This is a genomic window from Nonomuraea sp. NPDC049624 (assembly GCF_040675255.1).
Lineage (GTDB): Bacteria > Actinomycetota > Actinomycetes > Streptosporangiales > Streptosporangiaceae > Nonomuraea.
Map to the genome: position 1 here is coordinate 484,722 of NZ_JBFAOR010000008.1, position 26,218 is coordinate 510,939.

At 70.8% G+C, this 26,218-nt stretch carries 26 protein-coding genes; 9 read left to right on the plus strand and 17 right to left on the minus strand.

Features of this window, described 5'->3' with window-relative positions; genetic code table 11:
* Positions 1-28: 28 nt before the first annotated feature.
* From AB0J76_RS33335 to AB0J76_RS33350, 4 genes are all read left to right on the plus strand, one after another.
* A complete protein-coding gene (locus tag AB0J76_RS33335) occupies positions 29-1,066 on the plus strand; it encodes a phosphotransferase family protein (RefSeq protein ID WP_352326051.1) in 1,038 nt (345 codons plus the stop codon).
* A gap of 16 nt (positions 1,067-1,082) precedes the next feature.
* Entirely contained in the window at positions 1,083-1,835 is a 753-nt protein-coding gene (locus tag AB0J76_RS33340) for an SDR family NAD(P)-dependent oxidoreductase (RefSeq protein ID WP_352326049.1), read from the plus strand.
* 90 nt (positions 1,836-1,925) lie between these two features.
* Positions 1,926-3,317: a xylan 1,4-beta-xylosidase gene (locus AB0J76_RS33345; RefSeq protein WP_352326048.1), complete on the plus strand. Its 1,392-nt coding sequence runs from the start codon at positions 1,926-1,928 to the stop codon at positions 3,315-3,317.
* A gap of 434 nt (positions 3,318-3,751) precedes the next feature.
* Entirely contained in the window at positions 3,752-4,531 is a 780-nt protein-coding gene (locus tag AB0J76_RS33350; protein ID WP_352326047.1) for a methyltransferase domain-containing protein, read from the plus strand.
* 152 nt (positions 4,532-4,683) lie between these two features.
* On the opposite strand, the gene AB0J76_RS33355 is transcribed toward AB0J76_RS33350, so the two are convergent.
* Positions 4,684-5,259 (minus strand): TetR/AcrR family transcriptional regulator, encoded by a 576-nt coding sequence (locus tag AB0J76_RS33355; RefSeq protein ID WP_352326046.1) that lies wholly within the window; start codon positions 5,257-5,259, stop codon positions 4,684-4,686.
* A 52-nt stretch (positions 5,260-5,311) separates the two neighbouring features.
* Between AB0J76_RS33355 and AB0J76_RS33360 the strand changes: the two genes are divergently transcribed.
* Entirely contained in the window at positions 5,312-5,776 is a 465-nt protein-coding gene (locus AB0J76_RS33360; protein WP_352326045.1) for a DUF2867 domain-containing protein, read from the plus strand.
* Here the strand turns inward: AB0J76_RS33360 and AB0J76_RS33365 are convergent.
* The 14 genes from AB0J76_RS33365 to AB0J76_RS33430 all read right to left on the minus strand — a co-directional run bounded on the left by AB0J76_RS33365 (position 5,766) and on the right by AB0J76_RS33430 (position 21,957).
* Entirely contained in the window at positions 5,766-6,740 is a 975-nt protein-coding gene (locus AB0J76_RS33365; protein WP_352326044.1) for an NAD(P)-dependent alcohol dehydrogenase, read from the minus strand. The two genes, AB0J76_RS33360 and AB0J76_RS33365, sit on opposite strands and share 11 nt — an antisense overlap.
* 9 nt (positions 6,741-6,749) lie before the next feature.
* Entirely contained in the window at positions 6,750-7,016 is a 267-nt protein-coding gene (locus tag AB0J76_RS33370) for a hypothetical protein (RefSeq protein WP_352326042.1), read from the minus strand.
* Entirely contained in the window at positions 7,016-7,354 is a 339-nt protein-coding gene (locus tag AB0J76_RS33375; protein ID WP_352326040.1) for a winged helix-turn-helix domain-containing protein, read from the minus strand. The genes AB0J76_RS33370 and AB0J76_RS33375 overlap by 1 nt, the downstream gene beginning before the upstream one ends.
* Positions 7,355-7,429: 75 nt before the next feature.
* Entirely contained in the window at positions 7,430-8,635 is a 1,206-nt protein-coding gene (locus AB0J76_RS33380) for a DUF418 domain-containing protein (protein ID WP_352326039.1), read from the minus strand.
* Positions 8,636-8,705: 70 nt separating this feature from the next.
* The gene (locus tag AB0J76_RS33385; RefSeq protein WP_364391655.1) at positions 8,706-11,894 is read right to left on the minus strand and encodes a hypothetical protein; all 3,189 of its coding nucleotides are present in this window, start codon (positions 11,892-11,894) and stop codon (positions 8,706-8,708) included.
* 32 nt (positions 11,895-11,926) lie between these two features.
* Positions 11,927-13,243, minus strand: a complete 1,317-nt coding sequence (locus AB0J76_RS33390) for a hypothetical protein (protein ID WP_352327064.1) — start codon at positions 13,241-13,243, stop codon at positions 11,927-11,929.
* Positions 13,236-14,039 carry a polysaccharide deacetylase family protein gene (locus AB0J76_RS33395; protein ID WP_352327063.1) on the minus strand — a complete coding sequence of 268 codons (804 nt, stop codon included), beginning with the start codon at positions 14,037-14,039 and terminating at the stop codon, positions 13,236-13,238. Before AB0J76_RS33395 ends, AB0J76_RS33390 begins: the two co-directional genes overlap by 8 nt.
* The gene (locus AB0J76_RS33400; protein WP_352327062.1) at positions 14,036-14,977 is read right to left on the minus strand and encodes a glycosyltransferase family 2 protein; all 942 of its coding nucleotides are present in this window, start codon (positions 14,975-14,977) and stop codon (positions 14,036-14,038) included. Before AB0J76_RS33400 ends, AB0J76_RS33395 begins: the two co-directional genes overlap by 4 nt.
* Positions 14,978-14,988: 11 nt before the next feature.
* Positions 14,989-15,822: a glycosyltransferase family 2 protein gene (locus tag AB0J76_RS33405; RefSeq protein ID WP_352327061.1), complete on the minus strand. Its 834-nt coding sequence runs from the start codon at positions 15,820-15,822 to the stop codon at positions 14,989-14,991.
* A 150-nt stretch (positions 15,823-15,972) separates the two neighbouring features.
* Positions 15,973-17,103, minus strand: coding sequence for a GNAT family N-acetyltransferase (locus AB0J76_RS33410; RefSeq protein ID WP_364391661.1), 1,131 nt, complete (start codon positions 17,101-17,103; stop codon positions 15,973-15,975).
* The gene (locus AB0J76_RS33415) at positions 17,100-17,468 is read right to left on the minus strand and encodes a hypothetical protein (protein WP_352327059.1); all 369 of its coding nucleotides are present in this window, start codon (positions 17,466-17,468) and stop codon (positions 17,100-17,102) included. Before AB0J76_RS33415 ends, AB0J76_RS33410 begins: the two co-directional genes overlap by 4 nt.
* Positions 17,469-17,742: 274 nt before the next feature.
* Positions 17,743-19,272: a sigma factor-like helix-turn-helix DNA-binding protein gene (locus tag AB0J76_RS33420; protein WP_352327058.1), complete on the minus strand. Its 1,530-nt coding sequence runs from the start codon at positions 19,270-19,272 to the stop codon at positions 17,743-17,745.
* Between the two features lie 139 nt (positions 19,273-19,411).
* Positions 19,412-21,184, minus strand: a complete 1,773-nt coding sequence (locus AB0J76_RS33425; RefSeq protein WP_352327057.1) for a substrate-binding domain-containing protein — start codon at positions 21,182-21,184, stop codon at positions 19,412-19,414.
* Between the two features lie 134 nt (positions 21,185-21,318).
* A complete protein-coding gene (locus tag AB0J76_RS33430; RefSeq protein ID WP_352327056.1) occupies positions 21,319-21,957 on the minus strand; it encodes a hypothetical protein in 639 nt (212 codons plus the stop codon).
* A gap of 139 nt (positions 21,958-22,096) precedes the next feature.
* Here AB0J76_RS33430 and AB0J76_RS33435 point away from each other — a divergent pair, with 139 nt between their 5' ends.
* The 3 genes from AB0J76_RS33435 to AB0J76_RS33445 are packed head-to-tail and all read left to right on the plus strand — an operon-like array spanning position 22,097 to position 24,186.
* Positions 22,097-22,870, plus strand: a complete 774-nt coding sequence (locus AB0J76_RS33435; protein WP_352327055.1) for a DUF4184 family protein — start codon at positions 22,097-22,099, stop codon at positions 22,868-22,870.
* Entirely contained in the window at positions 22,863-23,678 is an 816-nt protein-coding gene (locus AB0J76_RS33440) for an RNA methyltransferase (RefSeq protein ID WP_352327054.1), read from the plus strand. Before AB0J76_RS33435 ends, AB0J76_RS33440 begins: the two co-directional genes overlap by 8 nt.
* 58 nt (positions 23,679-23,736) lie before the next feature.
* Positions 23,737-24,186, plus strand: coding sequence for a group II truncated hemoglobin (locus AB0J76_RS33445; protein ID WP_352327053.1), 450 nt, complete (start codon positions 23,737-23,739; stop codon positions 24,184-24,186).
* 4 nt (positions 24,187-24,190) lie between these two features.
* Here AB0J76_RS33445 and AB0J76_RS33450 read toward each other — a convergent pair whose 3' ends face one another.
* The gene (locus AB0J76_RS33450) at positions 24,191-24,484 is read right to left on the minus strand and encodes a hypothetical protein (protein ID WP_352327052.1); all 294 of its coding nucleotides are present in this window, start codon (positions 24,482-24,484) and stop codon (positions 24,191-24,193) included.
* A gap of 196 nt (positions 24,485-24,680) precedes the next feature.
* Between AB0J76_RS33450 and AB0J76_RS33455 the strand changes: the two genes are divergently transcribed.
* Entirely contained in the window at positions 24,681-25,292 is a 612-nt protein-coding gene (locus AB0J76_RS33455) for a hypothetical protein (protein ID WP_364391668.1), read from the plus strand.
* 61 nt (positions 25,293-25,353) lie between these two features.
* Here the strand turns inward: AB0J76_RS33455 and AB0J76_RS33460 are convergent, their stop codons facing one another.
* The gene (locus AB0J76_RS33460) at positions 25,354-26,208 is read right to left on the minus strand and encodes a serine hydrolase (RefSeq protein WP_364391671.1); all 855 of its coding nucleotides are present in this window, start codon (positions 26,206-26,208) and stop codon (positions 25,354-25,356) included.
* Between the last annotated feature and the right edge of the window lie 10 nt (positions 26,209-26,218).

The following is a 26,218-nucleotide window of genomic DNA, read 5'->3' on the forward strand; positions in this document are numbered from 1 at the left end:
GGACCGAGTGGCGTTCTAATGTGTGTCCATGACCGTACCAGGGATCGACTGGCCGCGGCTGGTCTCGTGGCTGGGCAGGAACGTGCCGGACGCCGGGGAGCCGCTGTCCGTCTCGCTGATCTCCGGAGGCAGGTCGAACCTGACCTACCTGGTGGAGGCGCGCGAGCGCCGGCTGGTGCTGCGCAGGCCGCCGCTGGGTCACGTGCTGCCCACCGCCCACGACATGCGGCGGGAGTGGCGGGTCATCTCCGCGCTGGCGCCGACGCCCGTCCCGGTGCCCGAGCCCGTCGCCTTCTGCGCCGACGAGGAGGTGGTCGGGGCGCCGTTCTATGTCATGGGGTACGTGCCCGGCGCCGCCGTCCAGACCAAGGACGAGCTGGGGCGGCCGACGCCGGCCCAGACGCGGCGGCTGTCGGAGCGGCTGGCCGAGGTGCTGGCCGCCATCCACGCCGTGGACTACCGCGAGGTCGGGCTCGGCGACTTCGGCCGTCCCGAGGGATACCTGGCCCGGCAGCTCGACCGGTGGTGCCAGCAGTGGGAACGGTCGAAGACCGCCGACCTGCCCGACTACGACAGCCTCGTCCGGCGGCTGCGCGAGCGGCTGCCCGCCGCGTCCGACAGCACCCTGGTGCACGGCGACTACCGGCTGGACAACACGCTGGTGCGCCTGGCGCCGCCGCCGGCCGAGATCGAGATCATGGCCGTGGTCGACTGGGAGATGTCCACGCTCGGCGACCCGCTGGCCGACCTGGGGCTGACGCTGACGTACTGGCACGACCGCGGGGACGACGAACGGGCCCGCATCCCCGTCTCCGGGGACGTGACGGTGGCGCCGGGGTTCATGAACGCCGCCGAGTTCGCCGCCCACTACGGGAAGGTCTCCGGTCGCGACATCTCCGACCTAGGGTTCTACGTGGCCTTCGGCAATTTCAAGCTGGCGGTGATCGTGGAGGGTATCCACGCCCGGTTCAAGCAGGGTAAGACCGTGGGGGAGGGGTTCGACCGCATCGGCGCGGCCGTGCCGACCCTGATCGCCCGCGCCCATCGCATGCTCGACCAGCCCTGACCCCGCAAGGAGCCCCATGAGCACAGTTGCACTCATCACCGGAGCGGCCAGCGGCATCGGCGCCGCGGTGGCCCGGCGGCTGTCGTCGGGCGGCGCGAAGTGCGTCCTCGTCGACCGCGACGGCGAGGGCGTCGAACGGGTGGCCAAGGAGGTCGAGGGCGCGTGGCTGGCCGCCGACGTCAGCACCGAGGAAGCCTCCCTGGAGGCCGTCGCGCTCGCCGAGCAGCGGTACGGCCGCCTCGACCTGGTGCATCTCAACGCCGGCATCTCCGGGGGCGTCGACCTGGCGGACTTCGACCTGGAGCGCTACCGCGCGGTGGTCGGCGTGAACGTGGACGGCGTCGTCTTCGGGGTGCGCGCCAGCGTGCCGCTGCTGGCCAGGTCGGGCGGCGGCGCGATCGTGGCCACGTCCTCGCTGGCCGGGCTGGTGGCCTTCGCCGGCGACCCGATCTACACCATGACCAAGCACGCCGTCGTCGGCCTGGTCCGGGCGCTGGCCGAGCCGCTGTCCCAGCAGAACATCCGGATCAACGCCGTCTGCCCCGGATTCACCGACACTCCGCTGGTGGCCGCCGCGCGGGACATGTTCGTCGACGCCGGATTCCCGCTGCTCACCGCCGAGGACGTCGCCGCCGCCGTCGAGACCGCCTTCTACGCCGAGACGCCGGGCACCCTGCTCGTCGTGCAGCCGGGTAGGCAGCCGGTGGCGTACCGTTACTCAGGGGTTCCCGGGCCCGCGGGCGGTCAGCGCCCACCCGCTTCCGATTGACATCAAGTCTGCTGCAAGCGGAACGATTACCGTCATAAGGGCCGGGCACTGCCTGGCCCTTGTACGTTGCGTGATGGTAAGGAGCGTTCCGTGATTCCCACCGAGGGCAGACACGCGCGCAGACGGTCGCCATGGCCGATCGCCCTGGGGGCCGGCGTCCTCGCGGTCGTGCTCGTCGTCGGCATCATGGTCTACGCGGGCATGCGGTCGAGCCCCCGCGAGGGTTTCAAGGGCGGCGAGGTGGCCGAGGTCGGGCCCACCCAGGCGCCGCCGCGGCTCGAACAGCCGCCCGTGCTCAACGACTGGCCCCGGTGGGGCGTCACGCACACGCAGTACAGCACCGAGACCGAGCCGCGCCAGGTCGTCGACCAGGCCAGGGGCCTGCTCGGGCGGGTGCCGATGCTGCAGAACCAGCACATCATGGGGTGGGGCGTGGGCAACCCCGAGCCGAGCCCCGGCCAGTTCAGCTTCCGCGACCTCGACCGGCGGCTGACGTTCATGGCGTCGTCGCGGGCGGTGCCGGTGATCACCCTGTGCTGCGCGCCCGACTGGATGAAGGGCGGGCAGCCCGGACGTACCGACTGGAGCAAGAACCACACCGTCGCCCCCGAGCCGGAGCACTTCGACGACTACGCCAAGCTGGCCGCGCGGGTGGCCCGGCAGTACCCGACCGTCAAGTACTACATGGTGTGGAACGAGTTCAAGGGCTTCTGGGACCCCTCGACCAACCGCTGGGACGCCGAGGGGTACACCCAGCTCTACAACAAGGTCTACGCGGCGCTGAAGAAGGTCGACCCGCAGATCAAGGTGGGCGGGCCGTACATGCCGATCGAGACCGGCTCGGGCGGCGGGCCCTCCGAGCTGAAGGGCCCCTGGGGGACCGTCGACCAGCGGGCGCTCGACGCCATCGAGTACTGGATCGAGCACAAGAAGGGCGCCGACTTCATCGTCGTGGACGGCGCCTCGATGACGACCGACAAGGGGAACATTCCCGACGACTTCGGCGCGCTCGGCAAGTTCGGCGCGATCACGAAGTGGCTGCGGGAGAAGAGCGGCGACCTGCCCGTCTGGTGGGCCGAGTGGTACGTCGAGCCGGAGAACTCCGGGTGGAGCGAGGAGCGGCGCACGGCCGTCCAGGCGGCGGCGATGATGGAGTTCGCCAGGAGCGGCGTCACCACCGCCCTGTACTGGAACCCGCAGGTGAAGGGGACGGGCCAGTGTGACGGCTGCCTCTGGGCGCCCGGGCGGGGGGACGAGATGCCGATGGCGGGGCTGCTCAGCGGGTTCACCCGGTGGTTCCCGGCGGGGGCGCGGCTCGACAGCGCGGTGACGTCGTCCGACCCGAAGGTGAAGGTGCTGGCGCAGGAGCAGCAGGTCGTCATGGTGAACACGTCCGACCGGGAGGTGACGGCCACGGTGGACGGCAAGACGGTGACGCTGGGGGCGTACGAGATCAAGTGGGCGGGAAGAGGCGGCACCTGACGGCCCCGGCGCCTTCGGCGCCCATGGTCCACCCAGCCCGTTGCCTGGTTACCGGGTGGGTCTGCTGGAGCCCACCCTGGTGGGGGCGCCTTCGGCGCTGACGGTTCCACCGTCGGACGCCTTCGGGACCCCCTGGAAGGGCACCTCGCCCCTGGAAAAGCGCCCCTTCGGCCATCCCGGAAGGGCGCTTTCAGTCCCCTCCGGTTGGCGCGTCGTTGCTCTGTTACCGGCGAAGTACCGCGTTCAGCTTCTGCCTCGACTCCTGGGGTTCGCCGCCGCCCTCCCGCAGCGACCCCCCAGCTTCCCAAACCCTGGGACCCGTCCCAGACCAGCCCCCTCGGCACGGTCCACCGCTTCACCGATCCAGATACGCATGAACGTAGAGTGGTCCTCCATAAGCTGAAAGTGACTGACTTGTGACGCCGGGGACCGTGATGACCGACAGCAATGCCGAGCCGCCCATCGTGCACATCCTCGACCCGATGAGCGCCGCCTACGACGCCGCCTTCGCCACCTTCCTGGCCCACACCGACCAGAAGATCCGAGCCCGCGAAGAACTGGCCCGGATCGTGGGACGGCTGCCCCACCGCCGTACGTTCATCGACGCCGGCGCGGGCACGGGCGAGACCACCGCGTGGCTGGAGCCCAGGTTCGACCGGACGATCGCCATCGAGCCGAACGAGCACCTGCGGGCGGAGCTGGCCCGCCGGTGTCCCGAGGCCACGATCCTCGGCCAGGACATCGCCACCGCCGAGCCGCAGGAGACCGCCGACCTGGTGTTGTGCGCGCACGTCCTGTACTACGTGCCGCAGCAGACGTGGCTGGGCCAGCTCCAGAGGCTGGCCTCCTGGACGGCCGAGGGCGGCTTCGCCGTGGTCGTCATGCAGAACCCCGACAGCGACTGCATGCGCCTGCTGCGCCGCTTCACCGGCCACCGCTACGACCTGGACGCCCTCGGACGCGCCTTCGCCGCCACCGCCGGCACCGAGTGGGAGATCGGCATCAGCACCGACCCGGCCTCCGTGACCATGCCCGACCTGGAAACCGCCCTGGCGGTCGCGCAGTTCATGCTGAACGTCGTCCCGCTGCCGGAGCCGCCCGCCATGGACGAGGTCGCCGCCTACCTCCAGGAGAACTTCCGCACCCCGGACGGCTACCGCCTGAGCTGCGACCAGGACTTCCTGGAACTCCGGCGCAACGGCCCGGACGCCTGACAACCGCCCGTCCGAACAGCCCAGCGGCGTCCCGGCGGCTCCGGGATGCGGCCCGGACCTCCCCTCACCCCCGAAGCCGGCCCTGGCGGACCTGCGCGATCGGGCCTGGCGGACCTGCGCGGTCGGGCCTGACGAACGTCCGCGGTCGGACCTCACTCGCCCTGGGACCGGGGCGGTGTGACGGCCATCGTGAAAGCCGTCTCGGTGAGGAGCGTCTGGTCGAGCACGATGTGTGGCCGCGTGCCGCGTTCGAGCTGCTGGAGGCCGAGCACCACCGCCAGCGCGAGCAGCGCCCGGCGTTCCGCCTCCTCCTCGTCGAAGCCCAGCTCCACCAGGAGACCGGCGACGAAGTCGACGCGGCGGCGGGTGACCCGGGTGACGATGTCGGCGACGCCCTCGCGTTCGGCGTCGAGGTAGAGGCGGCTCTCGCCGCCGCGCCGCCCGGCGCGGGCCGCGACCGTGCCGAACAGGGCGCGCAGCCGGGCGCGCGGCTCGGCCTCGGCGGAGGCGGCCGCGATGATGTGCTCGGTCTCCTCGGCCTCCCAGCGCTCCATGACCGCCCGGACGAGCGCGCCGCGGTCGGCGTGGTGCCAGTAGAAGGAGCCCTTGGTGGTGCCGAGGTCGCGGGCGACGGCCTCGACCCGCACCGAGTCCAGCCCGATCTTGGTGAACCGCGCGTACGCCGCGTCCACCCACTGTTCCGCCGTGATCCGGCCCCCTTGCGCCATTCGCCATACGGTACCGTATAGTCCTCACCATACGGCACCGTATGGAGGCGTCATGAGAACACCCGTCTACTGGTCGTCCGCCCTGGACGACATGCCCGCGCCCGACTACGCCGACGTGGTCGTCGGCGTGCTGCCGCCGCGTGCGACCGCCGATCCGCGGGCCTGGGCGAAGGCCGTCTTCTCGGTCGCGTCGATGCCCCGCTGGATCGCCGCGGCCCTGTGGTTGCGCCAGGCGGTCGTGCCGCTGGCCGGCATCCCGCGCGCGCCGCGCGACGTCTTCCAGGTCGCCCGGGTCGAGGGGGAGGAGGCGCTGATCGTGGCCGACGACCGGCACCTGGACTTCCGCTGCGGGGTGGGGGTCGACCGCGAGGCGCGGCTCGTGCGGGTCACGACCACCGTCCGGCTGAAGGGCCGGCGCGGCCGGCTCTACTTCTGGCCGGTACGCCTCGTGCACCCGATCATCGTCCGGGCCATGCTGCGCTCCGCCCAGCGCCGCCTGGGTGCGCCTACAGGGTGACGACGACCTTGCCCGTGGCGTGGCCCTGCTCGACGTGGGCGATGGCCTCGGGCACCTGGTCCAGCCGGTACGTCCGGCTGACGACCGGGACGACCTCGCCCGCCTCGACGAGCCCGCGCACGGCGGCCAGCGTGTCCCGGTCCGGGGCGGTGACGAAGTTGACCATGCGCTGCCGGACGAACGGCTTGGTCGCGAGCACGCGCAGGATGCGCCCGGCCGGCCCGAGCAGCGACCCGCCGCCGGAGCCCCCGTTGGGGACGTAGGTGCCGGTGGGGGCGAGGGCCCGCCGGTAGTCCGCGAGACGCCGGTCGCCGACGTTGTCGAGGATGAGGTCGTACCGGCCGGTGTGGTGGCTGAAGTCCTGTCTGGTGTAGTCGATGACCTCGTCGGCCCCCAAGGACGCGACCAGCTCCGCCTTGCCGCCGCTGCACACGCCGGTCACCTCGGCGCCCAGCGCCTTGGCGATCTGCACCGCGAACGTCCCCACCCCGCCCGCCGCGCCGACGACCAGGACCTTCTGCCCTGGTTTGACCTCACCTCTGACGGCCAGGGCCTCGTAGGCGGTCAGCGCCGCCAGCGGCACGGCCGCCGCCTGCTCGTACGTAGAACCGGCCGGCTTCTCCAGCAGCACCTTGTCCTGGGGGACGGCGACGTACTCGGCGAAGGCGCCCCGGAAGTGGCCGAACACCTCGTCGCCGGGCTTCAGCCGGGTGACGTTGCGGCCCGTCGCCTCGACCTGCCCGGCCAGGTCCATGCCGAGCCCGTCGAACGTGGGCCGGCGCAGCCCGGAGACGGCCCGCATCACGTACGGCATGCCGCGCACGAAGTGCCAGTCGCCCGGGTTGACGGACGCGGCCCGCACCCGGACCAGCACGTCGTCGTCGCCGACCGGCGGCGGGTCGACCTCGCGCAGCTCGATGACGGCCTCGGGCGGCCCGTAGGCGGCGTAACGGATGGCTTTCATGGCACGCTCCTACTCGACGGTTCTGAGGATCTGCTCGATCGACGCCGTGCGGGCGCGCAGTTCGGCCAGGTCGGCCGCCGAGCGCTGCTGGGCGTCGAGGGTGTTCTCGGCGAGCTGCTCGAACCTGTGCACGAGCCGGCGCAGGTCGTCCTTCTGCAGGGCCTCCAGCTTCGCCTTGCGGAAGTCGAAGAGGCCGACGATGACCAGGCAGATCAGGAAGCCGGTCACGAGCAGCACGCCGAGGATGAAGATCACCTCGGGCCAGGCGGTGGGCATCAGGGGCGCTCCTTGGGCTCCGGGTCGGGCGCGGTGAGGGTCTTGGCCGCCTCGGCCAGCGCCGCTGCGGTGAGGTGGACGTCGAAGTCGGTGACTTCGTAGTACTTCATGGCCTTGCCGTCCTCGGAGAGCTCCAGCGTGCCGACGATCAGGCCGGCCGCTTCCAGCCGCCGCAGGTGCATGTGGAGGAGCGGACGGCTGACGCCGATCTCGCGGGCCAGATGGCTCACATAGTCGCGGCCGGCGGCCAGGGTCGCGACGATGCGCACCCGCAGGGGGTTGCCCAGCGCCGCCAGCATCTCGACCAGCTCGTCACCGGTCGGCGCGGCATCGGTCATGGTTTCCCGTCACGTGAAAGATTTTCCTTACACATGAGAGCGTACCTCGCCCAAGGGACATTTGGACAGACGATTTTAGAAGGCCTGCGCGGAATCGGGAACCTTGTGCCGCTGGCCCGTGGGCCTGCGCCAGTACGTCAGGTAGCGCAGCACCCACTCCACCGGCCCGTACCGGTGTCCCTTGAGCCACCAGTGGCTGTAGAGCACCTGGACGGTGAAGATGGCCAGCGCGATCAGCACCTCGACGGCGGGGCTGACCCGGTCCACCAGGGCCAGGCCGTAACCGGTGAAGATCAGCGAACAGATCAGCGACTGGCCCAGGTAGTTCGACAGGGCCATCCGCCCGGGGGCGGCCAGGGCCCGGCCCACCCGCGGCAGGTACGGCAGCACCCGCAGGAACGTGGCCGCGTACGCGGCGGCCAGCAGCGGCGCGGTCACCAGGTCGATGGCCTCGCCCAGGAACTTGTTCACCGTGCCGTTCCAGGCCGACTGCGTGTAGACGAAGGCGCCGGCCAGCCCGACCGTGAACCCGGTCCACTGCAACCTGCGCAGCGCCACCTTGTGCGCCGACAGGTTCCGCAGCACGCCCAGCTTGCCGACCGCCAGCCCGATCAGGCACGCGGCCAGCACCGCCGGCCCCTGGAACAGCACCCGCAGCAGGACGATCAGCGACAGCTTGCGCATGTGCTCGGAGATGATCTGCCAGAACACCCCGCCGAGTGCGGTGTCGGACCTGGCGGCCTCGGCGGTGCCCTCGGCGACCGTGCCGGAGGCGTCCAGGCCGACCATCGCCAGCAGCGCCAGCATCAGGAACCCGAACGCGAGCATCAGGGTCAGCAGCCCGGCCAGCACGATCGCGGTCTTGGGGCCGATCCTGCGCAGCACCAGCAGCGCGATCCCGACGAACGCGTACGTGGTCAGGATGTCGCCGGGGAACAGCAGCACCGCGTGGGCCAGGCCGATCAGCAGCAGCCCGCCCAGGCGGCGCAGGAACATCGGCACGAACGCCCGCCCCTGCCGGACGGCCGAGTCGAGCTGGAGCGTGAAGCTGTAGCCGAACAGGAAGGAGAACAGCAGGTAGAACTTGTTCTCCATGAACAGCGTCACGGTCCAGCGCACGACCCAGTCGAGGGAGGAGTCGAAGCCGGGCTCCGCCATCCCGGCCATCCGGAAACCGGAGGCCAGGAAGGCGATGTTGACGACGAGGATGCCCAGCAGCGAGAAGCCGCGCAGGGCGTCCACAGAAGTGATCCTCGCAGCCGCGAGTCGTGCATCGGGCATGGCGGGAAGTGTCTCCTGTGTCCTCATCAGGCCTACATCATCCCGCAAAACCTTAGCGTTTCCTGTGAATTCAGTTATTTAGTGCGATGTGGATAAATCTCTCCACGATCACTGCTATAGAGATCAAGAACGACGGGATGGCCAGGAACATCAGCCCTCTGCGCGCCCGTCGTGCCCGGTTCGGCCCGTTCAGCCCGATGACCTCGTAGCCGAACAGCGCCACCCACGTCACGACCAGCGCCCCGATGCCGACGGGCGTCCAGGGCGAGGTGGGGTCGCCGCGGCCCTTGTAGGGGTTGGGATCGGGGATCTCCGTGCCCTTCACGAACTTCTTCCAGGTGTAGAGCGCGGCGTCGTCGTTGGAGAAGACCTTCTTCAGGTCGGGCGAGGCGTCGAGGGCGGCCCGGAACCGCTGCCCCCAGTCCTCCGGGAAGCCCTCGTTGAGCTGCAGGTAGCTGACCTGCCCGCGGCTCACCATCAGGTACGAGTTGCGCGGCTGCTCCTTCAGCTTGGCCACCGCGTCGGCGATCTGCGTCGGGTCCTTGTGCACCAGCGCCTGCACGCCGAAGTTGACCAGCTCGACGTCCCGCTCGCCCCACGGCAGGGTCGGCGTGACCTCCGGCCCCTCCTTGGGCACCAGGTAGAGCACCTTGGCGCTCGGCTTGTCGTGGTCGTAGACGTAGTGCAGGGCGGCGACCTCGCCGGTGGTGACCCGTTCGAACTTCTCGTTGCCGTACCGGGCCAGCAGGAACGCGAAGGCGAACAGCACCGCGAAGCAGGCGGCGAGCACGACCGAGATCTTCCTGGTCAGCTCGGGGTTGAAGCGCACGTTCCGCCTGCGCAGCGGCACGGTCTCCTCGCGCACGTCCGCGCTGTCGGCCGGCAGGTTCGGGAAGAACGCGTAGGCGGCCAGCAGGCAGGAGCCCGGCAGCGCGAACATGTAGATGCGCAGGCCGATCTCGCCGCCGTAGCTCTGCAGCCCCAGCGCCAGCACCGGCACGCACAGCAGGATCAGCGCGGACCGGTCGAACACCCCGCGGCGCAGCCGCCGGAACAGCCCGGCCGCCGCCAGCGAGAGGATGACGCCGAGGATGCCGAGCCGCGCCTGCAACACCAGCGCGTGCGCCGGGTCGCTGCCCTCGACGCGGTCGGAGGTGGCGCTGCCGATGTTCTGCAGGATCTTGCCCAGGCCGCCGAAGATCGCGTCGATCTGGCCCGCCCAGAACCCGACCGTCATGTAGCTGATCCACGCCAGCGTCACGAGACCGAGGAAGAACGGCAGCGCCCACGTCAGCGAGGTCCGCTTGAAGATCAGGAAGGCCGTCACCACGCCCATCATCATGAACGGCGTGATCTGGTGCGAGGCCACCGACGCGAAGAACAACGCCAGCAACATCAGCAACATCAGCAGCTTGTCGGCCCGGTACGTGCCGGTGTTCACGATCTCGCCGGGCGTCATCGCGTCGAGCCTGCCCAGCAGCTTGCGCAGCCCCTTGGTCGGGATCGGCTTGGTACGCGGCTCCACCCGTCCGAACCAGCGCAACAGGATCGCCACGAACGCCAGATACAGGGCGAAGGTGAACCCCTGCGGCGAGAAGTAGTCCTGTCCGATCCACTGCACGAGGATGAACAGCAGCGCCGCGAACCAGCGGGCCCGCGTCGTCGCCACCACCTGGCGCAGGATCAGGACGAACGGGAGCAGGTAGAGCAGGTTCGACAGGAGCGGCGTCCACTGCAGGATCGTCGTCATGTCGGTGATGCCGGCGGCCTTGGTGACGAACGCGAACAACGCGAAGAAGCCCGGCCAGCCCATGCGGGCGTCGATGCTGATCGCCGTCTCGCCCGTCCTGGAGATGAACTCCACGAAACCGGCGTGGATGTAGGCCGTGGGGAAACGCGGCTCGGTGGCCACCAGGGCGCCCGCGCCGTGCAGGGCGAACGTGATGGCGGCGATCTGGAACAGCAGCAGGAACTTGCGGTCGGTGCTCTGGGCGACCGTGACGAAGAACGACACGATCATGATCAGGATGGCGATGAACGCCGTCGCCGGCAGCGCCGAGATCAGGCCCAGGCCGTTGATGTTGTCCGGGTCCACACCCCGCAGCGGCCCCGGGGGCACGCGCAGGGCGAGGATGTACATGAGCAGGCCCTCGAGCACGAGGACGACCGGCAACCACTTGGGCGCGCCGGCGATCAGCGCCGCGAGCCGCCCTCCGGCGGCCCGGCCCTGCTGTCCCGCGGCCACGGGCGCGCCTTCGCCGCCCCGCGGGCCGCCCACGCCCTGCCCGTCGCCGGAAGCCGCCGGAGCCCGCTCGACAACCGGAGCCCGCTCGACGACCGGCGCCCGCTCGACGACCGGAGCCCCGGCGCCGGACGCCGCAACGGCACCGGCACCGGCCGTCCGGGAAGCAGGCGCCCTGAAGGCGACGGTCCTGCCGTCACCATCACCCTCGCCGTCATCGGCGGCGCCGGCCCCCTGGGGGCCGGACGCGTCCGTGCCGGATGCGCCCGCGCTCCCCGCGTCGGCGACCCCGGTACGACCGGCGCCCGCCTCCCCGTTCGGCGAGGCGCCACCCGCGTCGGAGGACGCCCCGGAACGAGCCCCCTCCGTCGCGCCCGATCCGGAGCCCTTCGGGCCACTCGCCGGACGTGCGGGTGCCGCGGAGCTCTTCGAGGAGCCGGCGGCAGGGGTGGGGGAGCCGCCCTCGGCGGCCTCGGCGGGCGGAGCCTGGGGAGGCCGCGCCACAGGCATCGGCATGGTCCCGGCGGCCGGCGAGCCCTTCGACTCCGCAGCCGCGCCCTCCCCGGACACCCCTTCGGGACCGGACGCCCCCTCGGGACCGGACGCCCCCTCGGGACCGGACGCCCCCTCAGGGCCGGACGGCTCGGCCGCCGGGGCGTGGGGCGCCCTGGCGGTGAACGCGTTGGGCCCCACCGTCTTGGGCCGGGCCTCGCCGTCGCGCTCCGCGAACGCCTGCGAAGGCCCGGAAGCGGGCTCGTCAGCCGTGGGCGGGTGGCCGATGTGCAGGGGTGCGGGGACGCGGAAGGCCGTCGTCGTCTCGGCGTTCACCTCCGCCGGGGAGCCGGACGCCGCCGGCGCCTCCTCGTCCGACGCCGGTGGGGACGCCGGAGCGCCTCCTTGCCCGTCGTCGAACGTCAGCCGCGGGATCACCCCCGTGGCCTCCGGATCGAAGGGCGTCTCTGTCTCCTCCCCGGCGTCCTTGCGAACGTCGGAGGAGCCGGTCTTCCCCTTAGTCATGCCATCGCCGTCCCGTTGCCTCACGTTGACCATCATGCGGCCCCGGACGACCCCTGAGTGACAGTCGGCTGCCCAGTTTCACCAAAATTGAGTATTTTGCGTAGATTTCCGAAGATCAGAAGTGCCACCAGCAGCTCGCTGAAGAGCAGCCCGTAACCCACCGCGTTCACCCCGAAGTGCGGGAAGAGGGCCACCGTGGACACCAGCACCAGCACCGCCAGCCCGATCTGCACGAGCGCCAGCGTGCGCGCGTGGCTCTGTGCCCGCAACGCGCTCAGGTACACCTCGATCAGCACCCGCGGCAGCACGGCCAGCGCCATCAGCCGCAGCAGCGTGGACCCCTCGTCGGCGAACTCGGCCCCGAAGACGGTCAGGATCAGCGGCGCCCCGATGATGGCCACCGCGATGATCGGCGTCACGATCATGAAGCCGCGCCGCAGCGCCCGCCGGCAGTTCAGAGCCAGTTTGGAACGATCGAAGGAACCCTCGACCGTCAGCGATACCGCCATGTTCATGGCCAGCAGCTCGATCATGCTGGCCAGCGTGTGGGCCATCGAGAAGCGCCCGAACGTGGCCTCGCCCACCTTGGTCGCCACCACCACGGGCACCAGGTAGACGATCGCCAGGATCGACAGGGTGCCGGGGAAGTCACCGGCCAGGAACCGGCCGATCTGCCGCAGGCCGGGCGGCTCGTGGGCGGTGCCGAGGCTCTTGACGTGCCGGGGCACGACGAAGCCGAAGATCAGCCAGTTGACCGGGATCAGCGCGAGCGCGGTGGGGATCATCCACGAGACGAAGATCCCGCCGTCGGGCAGCGCGCCGGCCAGCGCGACCAGCAGGCCCATCTTGACCAGGCCGAACACCAGGTTGTTGACCGGCACCCAGGTGGCCTTGCGCAACCCGGTGAGCACGACGTCCTGGAGTGTGAAGACGGCCCACACCAGCACCGAGGCCAGGAAGAACAACCCCGGCCCGAACCCGGCCAGCACCGAGTACGTCTTCCCCCACAGCGGCAACGTCAGCAGGAAGCCGAGCGCCGCGACCCCGCCCGTGGCGGCGGCCAGGCCGTAGCCGCGCAGGATGAGCTCGGGCGTGCGCCGACCGGCCACCGGCAGGAAGCGGGCCAGCGCGCCCACGAAGCCGAGCGCGGTCAGCGACGCGAACAGCCGCATCGCGGTGATCACCGCCTGGCCGCGCCCGAACTCCTCGGGGGTGTAGAAGTGCGCCGCCAGCAGCCAGTAGCCCATGCCGAGGGTGCCCGTGACGACCGTGTTGGCCATCAGGGCGTAACCCTGGCGGAAGAGCGGATTGCTGAGGTCGCGCAGGAGCTTTTCCCGCAGGCTAGACATTTCCGCGCACCCGCTGCAGCCCGTACCTCGTCCGCCGGACGACCGCGTACCCCTTGGTGAGGATGCGTTCGCGCAGGTAGATGAGAGGCACGGCGTTGCCTTCGACGGCGCGCTTGAACATGCTGATGGTCGTCGGCTTGCCGACCGTCAGCCGGGGGATGGCCAGCATGTCGTGGCGGTCGGCCGCGATGGTGTTGCTCACGGCGCAGGCGGCGAAGTAGCCGGCCTTGCGCACCTCCTGGCGGACCCGGGCGCTGGAGTAGCCGTAGGGGTAGGCCATGGTGGCGACCGGCGCGCCGATCTTCTCCTCCAGCAGCCCCTTGTTCCTGCGCAGCTCCTGCCGCAGGTCGTCGGTGCGGAGCTGGTCGAGCTGCGGGTGGCTGTGGCTGTGGCCGCCGATCTCGATGCCGTTCTGGGCGGCCTCGCGGGCCTGGCCCCACGACAGCATGTCGTCGAGCGGACGGCCCGCGGCGTCCTTGCCCGCGTCGGCCACCCAGCCGCTGGTCAGGAAGACCGTGGCCGGGAAGTTGTAGCGGTCGAGCAGGGGCAGCGCCTGGCTGTGGAAGTCGGCGTAGCCGTCGTCGAAGGTCAGCACGATCGGCTTCGCCGGCACCGTACGGCCGTCGATCTTGTTCAGCGCGGCCACCAGGTCGCCCAGCGTGAGCGGGGTGAACCCGCTCTCCGACAGGTAGGCGAGCTGCTCGGCCAGGTCGGACGGCCGCACGGCGTGCGGCCGCGTCTCGTCGTTGGGGCTGTCGCTGACCGAGTGGTACATCAGGATCGGAATGCGGATCATGAGCGTGCCACCTTCAGCCGTGCCGTGCCAACCACGTAACCCCAGGTCGTCCAGGCCAGGCCGACGACGATCGCGGCGGCCCTGCCGAGCCCGGACGGATCGCCGCGCAGGGCGTCGCCCACGCCGCGCAGCGCGCCGAGCGGCAGCGTCTTCATGGCGTGGGCGCGCTCGCTGGCCAGGCCGTCCTGGGTGCCGACCTCCCGCGTGACCAGGGCCTTCGACAGGCCCTCCGCGTAGCACCTGGACCTGAAGTAGGCGAAGCCCTCGCGCTGCCTGGACACCTTGTGCCCGATGACCGCGCGGGGCTCGAACAGCATGACCGAGCCCGGCTTGCGCTGGCTCAGCCTGATGCAGAACTCGGTCTCCTCGCAGCCCAGCGGGCGCGACTTGCGGCCCTGCACGCTGCGGCCGATGCCGCTGTGGAAGCCGCCGACCTCGGCGACGACCTCGCGCAGGAAGGCGGCGTTGCCGCCCATGACGTTGCGGATCGGCGCGCGTACCGCGGGCATGCCGCGGTACGTGCACCCGACCGTCCAGTCGAACTCGTACGGGAACCAGCGGGGCCGGCGGTTCGACGCCCACAAGGGGTCGGTACGCCCGCCCACGCCCACCACACCGGATTCCTGGAAGCCCTCCTCCAAAGCCTCCAGCCACCCCGCGTCGGCGACCGCGTCGTCGTCGAGAAACGCGACGATCTCACCGGTGGCCGTGGCCACGCCGGTGTTCTTGCCGCCGGACAGCCCCTGCTCGTGCGTGTTCTCCACCACAATGGCCTGTGGATAGGCGCGCTTGAGCTTCAGGTGCAGGTCCGGATTGTGGTCGACCACCAGGATCAGCTCGTGTGCCGGGCGGCTCTGGTTCTCGACCGACTCGACTGCCTGCCTGATGTCCTCCCAGCGCTCTTCTGTGTAGACGCAGATGACAACAGACGTGTTCACAACGGTTCCTCTTACGCGACGCCTCGGTCAGCGGCGGGAGTGGCGGTGGGCTCAGGCTGAGGGGCGGAGGGCTGGCGGCGCCACTCCTTCAGGATCGTCTTGAGCACACGGAAGCCATCTCGTACGGCACGCAGGTTGCTCTCGCCGTGAATGCGGTTGCGCTCGTGGCTGGGCACCTCGTGCACCTTCAGCCCGGCCTTGGCCGCCCGCACGTTCATCAGGGTCTCGACCTCGAAGCCGTCGCAGTCGAGGTCGAGCACGTCGAGGTGACGCGCCCAGAACGCGTTGTAGCCGTAGCACAGGTCGGTGTAGTTCGTCTTGTACATCACGTTGACGATGCCGGTCAGGACCTTGTTGCCCAGGCGCCGGTTGAGCGTCAGGTCGTCGCTGCCGCCCCCGGCGGCGTAACGCGAGCCCTTGACGAAGTCGGCCCCGGTCACGAGGGCGCCCACGAACGAGATGATCTCGCGGCCGTCCGTCGAGCCGTCGGCGTCGATCATGACGATGATGTCGCTGGTGCACGCGGCGAAGCCGGCGGCCAGGGCGTCGCCCTTGCCCTTGCCGGTCTGCGTGACGATCTTCACGTTGGGCCGCAGGCGCCTGGCGACCTCGACCGTGTCGTCGACGGAGTTGCCGTCGACGAGCACGATCTCGTCGACCCACTGGGGGATCGTCGCGAAGACGTGCGGCAGGTTCTCCGCCTCGTTCATCGCCGGCACGACCACGCTCACCGTCGGGGAAATGGCCAGGTGAGGGGTGACGGGCGTGAAACTCGAAGGGGGCGGCATGGAACGCAAGGGGGACTTCTGAACCTTGCCGTTGTGCTTGGTGATCTCGGGACTCATGACGAGGGATATCCTTCCGGGACCCGGCCCTGCTCACCGCACGGAGTCATCCCCGGGTGCTGCGGGAATGACGGAGCCGACGAGCGGTGCATTGTTGGGTCCTGTGGAGTGAGGGTGTGTGCTGGTGCCGGGGGGTGATGCCGGGAGCGTTCAGCCGGCTCCCGTTGGTTCCTTGACTACATTGGGTGACTCCTGCTGCTGCTGCATCGAGGTGCGCACCCGACCAAAACCCTTGAGGACGCGGTCGGCCGCCTTATAAAGAGACGGTCGATCCAACACGATTGTTCGAGCTTTGTTGAAAGGAGTTCGGCCCATCCAGTGGACGGCCGCTGTCGCGGACGGTCGTGAGATGCGGCCCTCGGCGACGTACAGGACCCCGCTCTTGAGCCAGTCTTTGTACTCCTTGCCGCCCTTGCCCATGTCAACCATGTGCATCCCGTCGTTCGCGGCGGCCTCGGCCATCTGCAGATGGTGGACGATGCCGGGCGAGTAGCGGGCGTACTCGGTGTCGTAGGCGGGGAACCACCCTACAAGCGTTGTGGCGGTACGGAGACCGAAATGCCCGGCAACAGGCACGTCCCCGGCATAAAGCATGGTGAGGATGCCGGAGAAGTCCGATGACTTCTCGGCATGCATCATGTCGATGAGTTCGACGATCCAGGGCTGGGCGAACCGGTCGACCCGGCCGGTGCGCCGGTACTGGTCGGACTTCCAGGCCAGGAGCGTGCGCAGGACCTCGGGGTCGGTGGCGTTCCACTCGAAGCGCAGCCCGCCCTGCTCCCGGCCGAACTTGCGCTCCTTGTAGCGGACGGTCTTGAGGTTCTTCGGGGAGTTGGCCTTGACCTGCTCCAGCCAGGAGTCGAAGCCGGAGGTGAAATCCATCACGGGGGCCGGGCGCACGTCGGCCTCGTACGGGGCGAACGTCGGCTGGCCGGCGACCAGGTGGTCGAAGTCGAACACGCTGAGCTTGCAGGCGCGCAGCAGCTGCTTGGCGTCGAGCCGCAGGTCGGGGAGCGCGATCAGGCCGTGGCAGGTGGTCAGGAAGCCGCCGAGCGGCTTGCCGATGCCGAAGCTGTGCCGTTCGTACGGGAAGAACCCGGCGATGCGGTTGCCGTCGGAGATGACCGCCACCCTCACGTAGTCACGCAAGCGGTCCATCGCCACGGCGAACTCGACGGAGAGGAACGGGTTGTCCAGACTCGGATCGGCCTTCTGCAGCTCCCGCCATCGGGCGCGTTCGGCGTCTCCGAGGTCTCTCGGGCGCACTACCTGGATGTTCACCTTGCCCTGGCCCCCTGTTCGGTCTGCATGTTCTTCCCCCGGTACAACACGCGAAGCACGTACATGAACCCGCCGAGCACGGCGACCGTCGCCACGCCGGCTCTGGGCGACCATGCGTTGAACAGCAGCATGGCTTCGGCGAGGAGCACGTTCAGGACGAGGCTGGCCGCGGCTCCTACTGATAGTGCGGCAAGGGGGTCACGATCGCGCAACAGCCCCACCACCGCCGCCCCCGGCACCACCATGAGGAACAGGGAGATCAAGAACGGGCGCAGCGGGGTGTCGAGGTCGAACAGCGCGACCACGGCCCCCGCTATGCAGGCGAGCGCCAGCAGCCATGCCAGCGCTCTGCGGTGCTTGAGCATCTCCTGTTTCTCTCCTGCTCTTTCCGGTCAAGACATGGTTGATCGATTTTCATGGGACCAATCCTGGTCCGGGCACGTCAATGCCGACGCTTGGTGAGCCGTTGAGGTTCACCGGCATGGCGAAGTTTCTCCTGTGACGTCCGCCACATGACGTGGTGACTCCGGGTTTCCGGGCGTGTTCCCCAAGCTAACCAGAATGCCCTATGTGGCCTATGATGTTCGAGCCAGGGTCCTGTTTATCCCGTTATGTCCGCTCTCCCTGGGGAAGTGTTCGTCACCCTTGTGGTGCCGCGTCCACATTCGAGCTCGGCCCTTCGCTCGGCGTCTCGGACGGGTCGGCGGTGGGCGTGGGCGGATCGGAAGGGGGATCGGTCTCGGGGGCGCGGTCGGCGTTCCAGGCGAGCGAGCAACTGGCGGCGCCGCCGTTCGAGGTGAACGAGACGCGGCCGCGGCCGCCGGCGCTCGGGTCCACGACGGTCACCCAGATCGACACCGAGCCGCCCGCCTTGACCGAACCGCTGGCGGGGAAGACGTCGAGGCCCTGTGACGCGGTCGCCACCCAGGAGACCGCGGCGTTGCGGGCGCGCAGCCCGATCTTGGCGGCGCCCGCGATCGAAGCGGGACACGTCGTGCCGAGCCGGGCGACCGGCGCGGGCCTGCGGCGGCTCACCGTGGGCGCGGCCGGCCCGCCGCTGGGCCGCCGGGCGGGCCGCCGGACCGTCGGCGTGGCGGACGGGGACGTCTCCGGCGCGTCGGCGCTCGGCGTGGGCTCGGGCGTCACGTCCTCCTCCGGCGCCGGCGTGAGCTCGGCGGAGGGGGAGACGGCAGGCGTGGGCGTCCGGGTGAGCGCGGTCCGCGCGGCGTCGCCGCCGTTCAGCACGACCACCGCCCCGGTCGCGGCCAGCACGCACGCCCCGGCCAGCACCACCGGCCCGAGACGGCGCGGACGGCGGCGGCGCGAGCGCCGTTCGGCGGCCACCGGGAAGCCGGTCCGGTCGAAGTTGTCGCCGCGGTCGGTGATCAGCGTCCTGGTCTGGTCGCGCCCGGGGTCGACGCAGGTGTCCACCACCCGGTGGCGCAGCGAGAGCGGCGGGAACTCGACCGGCACCAGGTCGAGCAGGCGCGAGGCCGACACCTGGCGGTGCTTGCCCTCGGTGCACACCTCGCACCCGGCGATGTGCCCCGACAGCCGCCGCCGCAGCAACGGCGTGAGCGGCCCCTCCCAGGAGTCCACCATCGCCGACAGGTCCGGGCAGTGCGCGCGGCCCGTCTTCGCCAGGACGACCGCCGCGGCCGCGTTCTCCAACTGGTCGCGGGCCCGGCCCAGCCGGGTGGCGGCCTGGCGGGAGGTCAGCCCCAGCACCGAGGCGACCTCGACCGGCGTCAGGCCGTGCCGCAGCGACAGCAGGACGATCTCGCGCTCGTTCCCGCTCAGCTCGCCCAGCGTCTCTCGGACCAGCCCGGCCAGCTCGGAGTCGGGCTCCCCAGGCGCCTGCGGCAGGCCCCCGGCGGGCGTGCCGCGATGCGCCATCCTGGCCCGGACCTGAAACCTGGTCAGCGCGTACACCCAGGCGCGCAGGCGGCCGGCCTCCTTCAGCCGGTCCACGCAGCCCTGCGCGGTCACCAGGGCGTCGTGCACGGCGTCGCCGGCCGAGTCCCGGTCGCCGATCAGCGTGAGGGCGTAGTCGTAGAGCCGTTCGCCGTAGGAGTCGTACAGGGCGGCGGGGGCGTCGGTGTCGGCCCGCCGCAGAGCGGCGACCAGCTCCTGATCGTCGGCGCGGCCGACCGTCGGCCATCCAGGCACGGATTCCCCTCCCCGCGGGTGGAACGGGCGCTCAGGCCCCCACGCGGGAGAGGACGCCGCCTCGATCGGCCAGGTTGACCGGCGCGGCCGCGGTCATGCCGAACCGGCATGAGCTGGTGATCCGTGTGACAGGAGTGGCTCAGCCGTCGCAGTCGGGGGCGCAGAGACGGCGTTCCATGCCCTGGAGGAAGAAGTCGCGGACCTGGAGCACGTCCTTGGCGATGTAGGCCTCGCCGCCGGTCGTGCTGGCCAGCGCGTCCATCTGCTTGCGGCCCGCCTCGGCCTCCGGCCCGAAGGCGATGAGCAGGATGCTGATCGGCCGCTTCGGGTTGTAGGTCTTCTTGAGGTACTGCAGGATCTGGGCGTTCGAGACGCCGCCGTCGGGGTCGTCGTTGCCCGCGCCGTCCGTGAGGATCAGCAGCGTGTTGATCTTGTCTTCCTGGTACGTCTTCGTCAGCTCGGCGTAGGCGGCCTTGATGGTGTCGTTCAGGCCGGTGTCGCCGGTGGCCTTGGCCTGGATCTGCCCGAACTGCCGGACCAATGCCTGCTTGCGCAGCACGCCGTTGGTGGACTCGGCGAGCGGGCCGACGGAGACGAGTTCCTGCCAGTCCTTGCCCTGTCCGTCCATGTGGGTGGAGAACGTCCACAGGCCCAGCTCGGAGTCGGCCGGGAACAGCCCCAGGCCCTCCATGGCGATCTTGTTGATGGCCTGCATGCGGGTCATGTTCGTGCCGGGGACGGGCAGCGCCATCGTGCCGGAGACGTCGAGCAGGGTGAGCAGCCGGGTGCCGAGGTTCAGCCGCGACCAGGTCTGCACCATCGAGGCCACGCTCTTGGCGTCGGGCCTGGGCAGCGCCTCCGGCTTGTCGGGGACGAACCCCTTCTCCTTCGTCAGCGCCTCGCCCGCCTTGCCGTCGGGGCTGCGGAAGCCGGCGTCGCGCAGGATCTTCTTGGCCGCGTCCGTGCCGAGGTCCTGCCTGAAGTCCGCGGCCGCCTTCTGGATCGCCGGGTCCTTGGTGACGATCGTGATCGGGTAGTCGAGGCTGAGCGTGCCCTCCTTGGGATAGAGGGCGACCACCGGGGCCTCGGGCTTCTTGGCGTTGTGGGCGTAGACGGCCTGCTCGGAGGCGACGCCGACCGGCACCTTGCTGCCCGACTTCACCGTCAGGCTGGCCAGCAGCGCCGCTGGGTCGGAGGCGAGCTGGCCGGAGATCTCCTTCAGCGCGCCGACCAGCGCCTTGTTCTGCCCGGCCTCCTTGGCGGAGGTGGCGGCGGCCAGCAGCGCGGCCAGCCCGGCGGAGTTCTTCTGCGGGTCGAGCGCCAGCACCCGGACCTTCCGGCCGGGACCGTCGGGGTTGGCCACGTTGGCCGCCGCGATCATGCCCGCCCAGCTCGGCGTGAGGCTGGCGGACAGCTTCGCCGCGGCGGACTTGGCCGCGGCCAGCACGACGGGCGACACGGCGATCGAGCCGGCCGGCTGCGGCAGCGCCGAGCCCGCGGGGGAGTTGCGGAGGTTGCCCACCAGCAGGCTGGAGTCGGCCACCCACACGTCCGCGGCGGACTTGCCGGCGGCCAGCCCGTTCGCGGTCTTGGCCGCCGCCTCCCTGGTCACGGTGACCTCGACGCACTTGCTGTCGATCGAGTGCAGGGCCTTGGTGTAGTTGGCGGCGATCTTGTTGAGCGCGGGGTGGATGTCGGGGGTGGCCACGACGCGCAGCGGCAGCTTGCCGGCCGAGCAGTCGTGCTCCCGGTTGAAGATCACGAACGCCGCGACACCGAGGAGCACGGCCAGCGCGACGGCCCCGGCCAGCGGTACGAGCACCCTGCCACGCCCGCTGACCGACCGCCTGCGGGAGGGTGGTTCCTGGGCTCGGTGGCCGCCGTCGAGCTCGTCTGTCCGGTGTCGCCCCACGATGTCCTCTTAGGTGTGTTGAGACCTTCCGGAGACCCTAGCGGGAGTTGCTCCGCAATACTCCGGGAACACTACTCGGTGGGCTCTGTGTGGCAAAACCGCTCTTTTGGTGCGCCTATTACGGAGAGTGGCGGTCAATGGCAGCAGGCGTGACCGCGCCAGGCGCGCGCTCCCTCACGCACCGCGACCGCCGCGAGGGCCACCGCCATGGCCGGATCCACCCACCACCAGCCCAGCGTGTTCAGCCACAGACCGGCCAGCACGCCGGCCGCCATGGCGGCGCAGATCAGGTTCTGGGTGCCCTCGCCGGACGTCGCCGCCGACGCCAGCCGCGCCCCCAGCCGCCGCTTGACCAGCCCCAGCGCGGGCATGCTGACCAGGCTGACCGTCGTGACCACGATGCCGAGCACGGTCGGCACGGCCCGGTGGCCGGCGTCGAGGTCGTGCGCGACGTGCCCGACCAGGTAGGGCGCGAGCAGCCAGAAGCTCACCGCCACCGCGCGCCTGGCGGTGGTCTCGGCGTGCGGCGAGAGCGTGCGGGCGCCGGTGAAGCGCCACACCACGATCAGGCTCGCCCCGGCCTCGGCGAATGCCGACAGCCCCCACCCGATCAGCGCGACGGAATGCGCCGACAACCCGGCGGCCAGGCCCAGCGTGCTCTCCACGGCCAGCCAGGCGAGCGTGGCCACCGACAGCGCACGCGCGGCGCGGGCGGCCCGCAGCCAGTCGGCCGTCGCGGCCGGATGCTCATGAATCCGCTGGTCAGACACCATGAACCCCCGAACTCCCGGCTGTCCGGCCGGCGACAGCGTTACGTAACGTACCCATGACCCATGGTGACCTTAAGCCCTGTGCGGCAAAGGATGTTCAAGATTCACCGGATAATGGCGGTGATCGTCCGGGGGAGGGATCGTGCCGTTCACGCCCAGTCACATCGCCGCCGTGCTGCCGCTCGTGGCGTCCGGCCGGGCGCGGCGGTTCGCCGATCCGTGGGCGCTCGCGCTCGGGGCGATGGTGCCCGATCTGCCGATCTTCCTGCCGTTCCTGCCGGTCTACGGCGACTGGCACTCCTGGCAGGGCGTGCTCACCCTCGACCTGGCCGCGGTGCTGCTGCTCCTGCCGCTGTTCCACCTCGTGCTGCGTGATCCGCTGATCTCGCTGCTGCCGCCGTCCCTGGCCGGCCCGGCGGCGGCGCTCCTGCGGCCGAGCCGGCTCAGGATCCTGCCGGTGGTGGCCGGCGGCGTGATCGGCTCGGCCACCCACCTGTTCTGGGACTCCTTCACCCACTCCTACGCCTCCGCCCGCTGGGGCGCCTGGCCGGACACCCCCGTCTTCGGCACGACCAGGCTCTTCAGCGTGCTGCAGTACACCTCCTCGGCCGTCGGGCTGGCCGTGGTGGTGTGGTGGGCCTGGCGCGCGTTGTCCCGCGCCGAGGCGGCCGGCGTGCCGGGCCGCCTGCGGCTCGCGCCCGCCGTGCGGTGGGCGGTGCTGGCCGCCTGCGCGCTCGGCACGGTCGCCGGCGCCCTGCTGTGGCCGCTGGTGGACGAGCCCAACCCCGCGTTCGGCTTCCGGAGCGTGCTCACCAAGACGGGCGCGGGCACCGTGGTCGGGCTGTCGGCCGTCCTGGCCTGCTACGCGGTCGTCTGGCAGGTCAGGCGGCGCATGGCAGTATCGGAAGGTGCCTGACTACGTGTTCGACGCCGACGACCCCCGAATCGCCGACTACACCCGGCTGCGGGACGTCGAGCTGCGCAAGAGCCTGGAGGCGGAGCGCGGCCTGTTCCTCGCCGAGGGGGAGAAGGTGATCAGGCGGGCCATCGCCGCCGGCTACCCCATCCGCTCGGTCCTGACCACCCGGCGCTGGTACGAGTCACTGTCCGACGTCATCGGCGACGCCACCGTCTACGAGGTGAGCGACGAGCTGATGGCCGGCATCGCGGGCTTCCAGATCCACCGCGGCGCGCTGGCCTCCATGCGACGCCTGCCGCTGCCCACGGCCGAGAACCTGATCAAGGGCGGCGCCCGCCGGCTGCTGGTCCTGGAGGACCTGGTCGACCACTCCAACGTCGGCGCGATCTTCCGCTGCGCCGCCGCGCTCGGCGTGGACGGCGTCCTGCTCTCGCCGCGCTGCGCCGACCCGCTCTACCGCCGGGCGGTGAAGGTCTCCATGGGCGCGGTCTTCTCGATCCCGTACGCGCGGCTCGACGACTGGTACACCGGCCTCGGCGAGCTGCGCGCGGCCGGGTTCCAGACCCTGGCGCTGACCCCCGACCAGAGCGCGGTCCCCCTCGACCGGGTGCCGATGGGCGAACGCGTGGCGCTGCTGCTCGGCTCCGAGGGCGACGGCCTGTCCTCCCACTGGCTGCACGAGGCCGACCACGCGGTGTGCATCCCCATGAGCCCGGCCGCGATGGACGCGGGCGTCGACTCGCTCAACGTGGTGGCCGCGGCGGCGATCGCCTGCCACGGGCTGATGCGCTCCACCGCGCACTGACGTCCGAGTGCGCGAATGGGTCTGGTGGCGCTTCGACCAGGCGGGTAACCCTGTAATCATGCAGACCTTGTTCGAGCACGCCGGCGGCGAAGAGGGCTTACGCCGCTTCATCGAGATCTTCTACCGCAGCCTGCTGGCCGACCCGCTGCTCCAGCCGCTCTTCGGCGAGGGCAAGGCGAGCCACGTGGACAACCTGACCGCCTTCACCGTCGAGACGTTCGGCGGCCCCGACACGTTCTCGGCGGAGATGGGCGGCTTCCCGCTGCTCATCGAGGCGCACCGCGGGCTGGGCATCGAGGAGGCCCAGCGGCGGCGGTTCGTCGAGCTGTACATGGAGGCCGCCGACGCGGCGGGGCTGCCCGGCGACGAGCCGTTCCGGGCCTCGCTCCGCTCGCACGTGGAGTTCGGCACGCAGGTGGCGCTGCAGAACTCCCACGCCGAGACCGACGACCAGCTCCACCCGCTGCGCGAGGTGCCGCGCTGGGACTGGGAGCGGCCGCCGGAGTAGCCGGTCAGGGGAGGTCGGTGTCCTCGGTGAGCCAGTCGGGGTAGGCGTCGACGTCGTGCAGCACCGGCTGGGTCTCGACGGGGCCGGCGCCGCCGTTCGCGCTGATGTGCGCCGCCAGCGCGGCGGCCTGTTCGCGCGGTGTGATGAGGGTGAGCTGCCAGGAGACCCCGGCCTGCGCGGCCGGGACTTCCGCGATGTCGATCGAGGTGGCCAGCCCCGCGAGCAGGATCGTGTGCGCGAGCGCGGCGGCCTGCTCATGGCCTTCGATCGTCGTGCGGACTTCGATGAATTCCGCCATGATCTTCCTTATTGCGGAGGGGTACATTCGCCACCCTATCTGCGTGAATCGACCGCGGGGTGGGCTTCCGGCCGCCGAAATCCGCCGGGGTGGCGGCGGTTGCGACGAGCCGGTACCCGAGATCGGCGGCCTCAATCACTCCAGGATGCGGCAAGATGTGATGCGCCGATCACCGAGAGCGACCGACGGAGGTCCCGTGAAGCCGACCTGGATCATCGCGGCCGCGCTCGCGGCCACCCCGCCCGCGTTCACGACCCCGCCCGCGTTCACGACCCCGCACGTTCCCCGCGCGGGAGCGGTCGTGCGCCCGGCGGCGACCGCGCAGCCGCGGGCCGCCACCGCCGACCGTAGCGCCCTGACCTGCGCCGTCAGCTCCCCGGCCGGCCGGCCGCTGACCTTCAGCCCGCGCATCGGCCTCACCGCGAGGCCGGTGTCGGCCCGCGGGAACCTCCAGCTCACCGGCTGCCTGTCGGGCGACGGCTCGGCCCCCTACCTGCGTTCGGGCTGGGTCACCCTGAAGAGCGTCGGCCGGGCCTCGTGCGCGAGCGCCCGGCAGGTCCACGGCACCGCCCGCATCACCTGGTTCGGCCTCGACGGGCGGCCGGTCGGCACCTCGGAGGTGCGGACGCGGGCCGACCGGCTGGCCACCCAGAGCCCGGCCGACAGCTTCCTGACCGGCACGGTCGTGTCGGGGCCGCTGGACCGCGAGCGCGTCCACGGCACGATCACGCCCGCCATGGGCCTGCTGGCCTGCGCGACCGGCGGCCTGGGCACGCTGTCCGCGGCGGGCCGCCTCACCTTCGGCTGACCGCCCCGATCTCCGGCCGCCTCACCTTCGGCTGATCTCCCGCAGGTCTCGGTCTTCGGGGTCAGCCGCCGGCGATCTGCTCGCCCGCGAAGTCCAGCAGCTGCTCGGCGGTGCTGAAGCGGCGCTCGTCCCCGTCGTGGAGCAGGACGCCGAACACGCGCCGGCCGCCGCGGTCGCCCGCGAACAGCAGGCAGTACTGCGCCGCGTTCGTGTACCCGGTCTTCACGCCCACGACGTCCGCGGAACGGCCGAGCAGCTTGTTGGAGTTGCGCCAGGTGTGCGCCCCGTGCAGGGCCGACTTGGCGACCTTGTACACCTTGCTGCCCACCACCGTGCGGAAGACCGGGTCGGCCATCGCCCGCTGTGCCAGCTTGACCTGGTCCACGGCGGTCGAGTAGCCGCCGTTGCCCGGCGTGGGCAGTCCGTCGGGGTTGGTGTAGCGGGTGTCGCCGAGGCCGAGCGAGCGCGCGGCCCGGTTCATCTTGGCCACGAACGCGGTCTTGCCCGGCCCGTACTCCCTGGCCAGGGCGTTGGCGGCGTCGGCGCCCGAGGGGAGCATGAGGCCGTACAGCAGGTCCCTGGCCGTGAGGCGCTCGCCCTTCCGCAGGCCGGCCGTGGTCGCGCCGTTGCTGGTCGCGTGCTTCGTGTCCGCGGCGGTGACGGTGATCGGCTCGTTCAGGCGTCCCTCGCGCAGGACGACGTAGGCCGTCATCACCTTGACCAGGCTGGCGACCGGCACCCGCCGGGTCTCCCGCTTCGCGAAGTGGATCGTTCCGTCCGAGTCCACTACATATGCCGCCCCCGCTTTCACGGTCGGGACGTCGGCGGCCCGTGCGGCGGACGCCGGGTAAGAGATCCCCACAACCAACGCGAGTACGGCAGAGCCGATGAAACCCCCAATACGCATGCCAGACATGTTCGCAGGA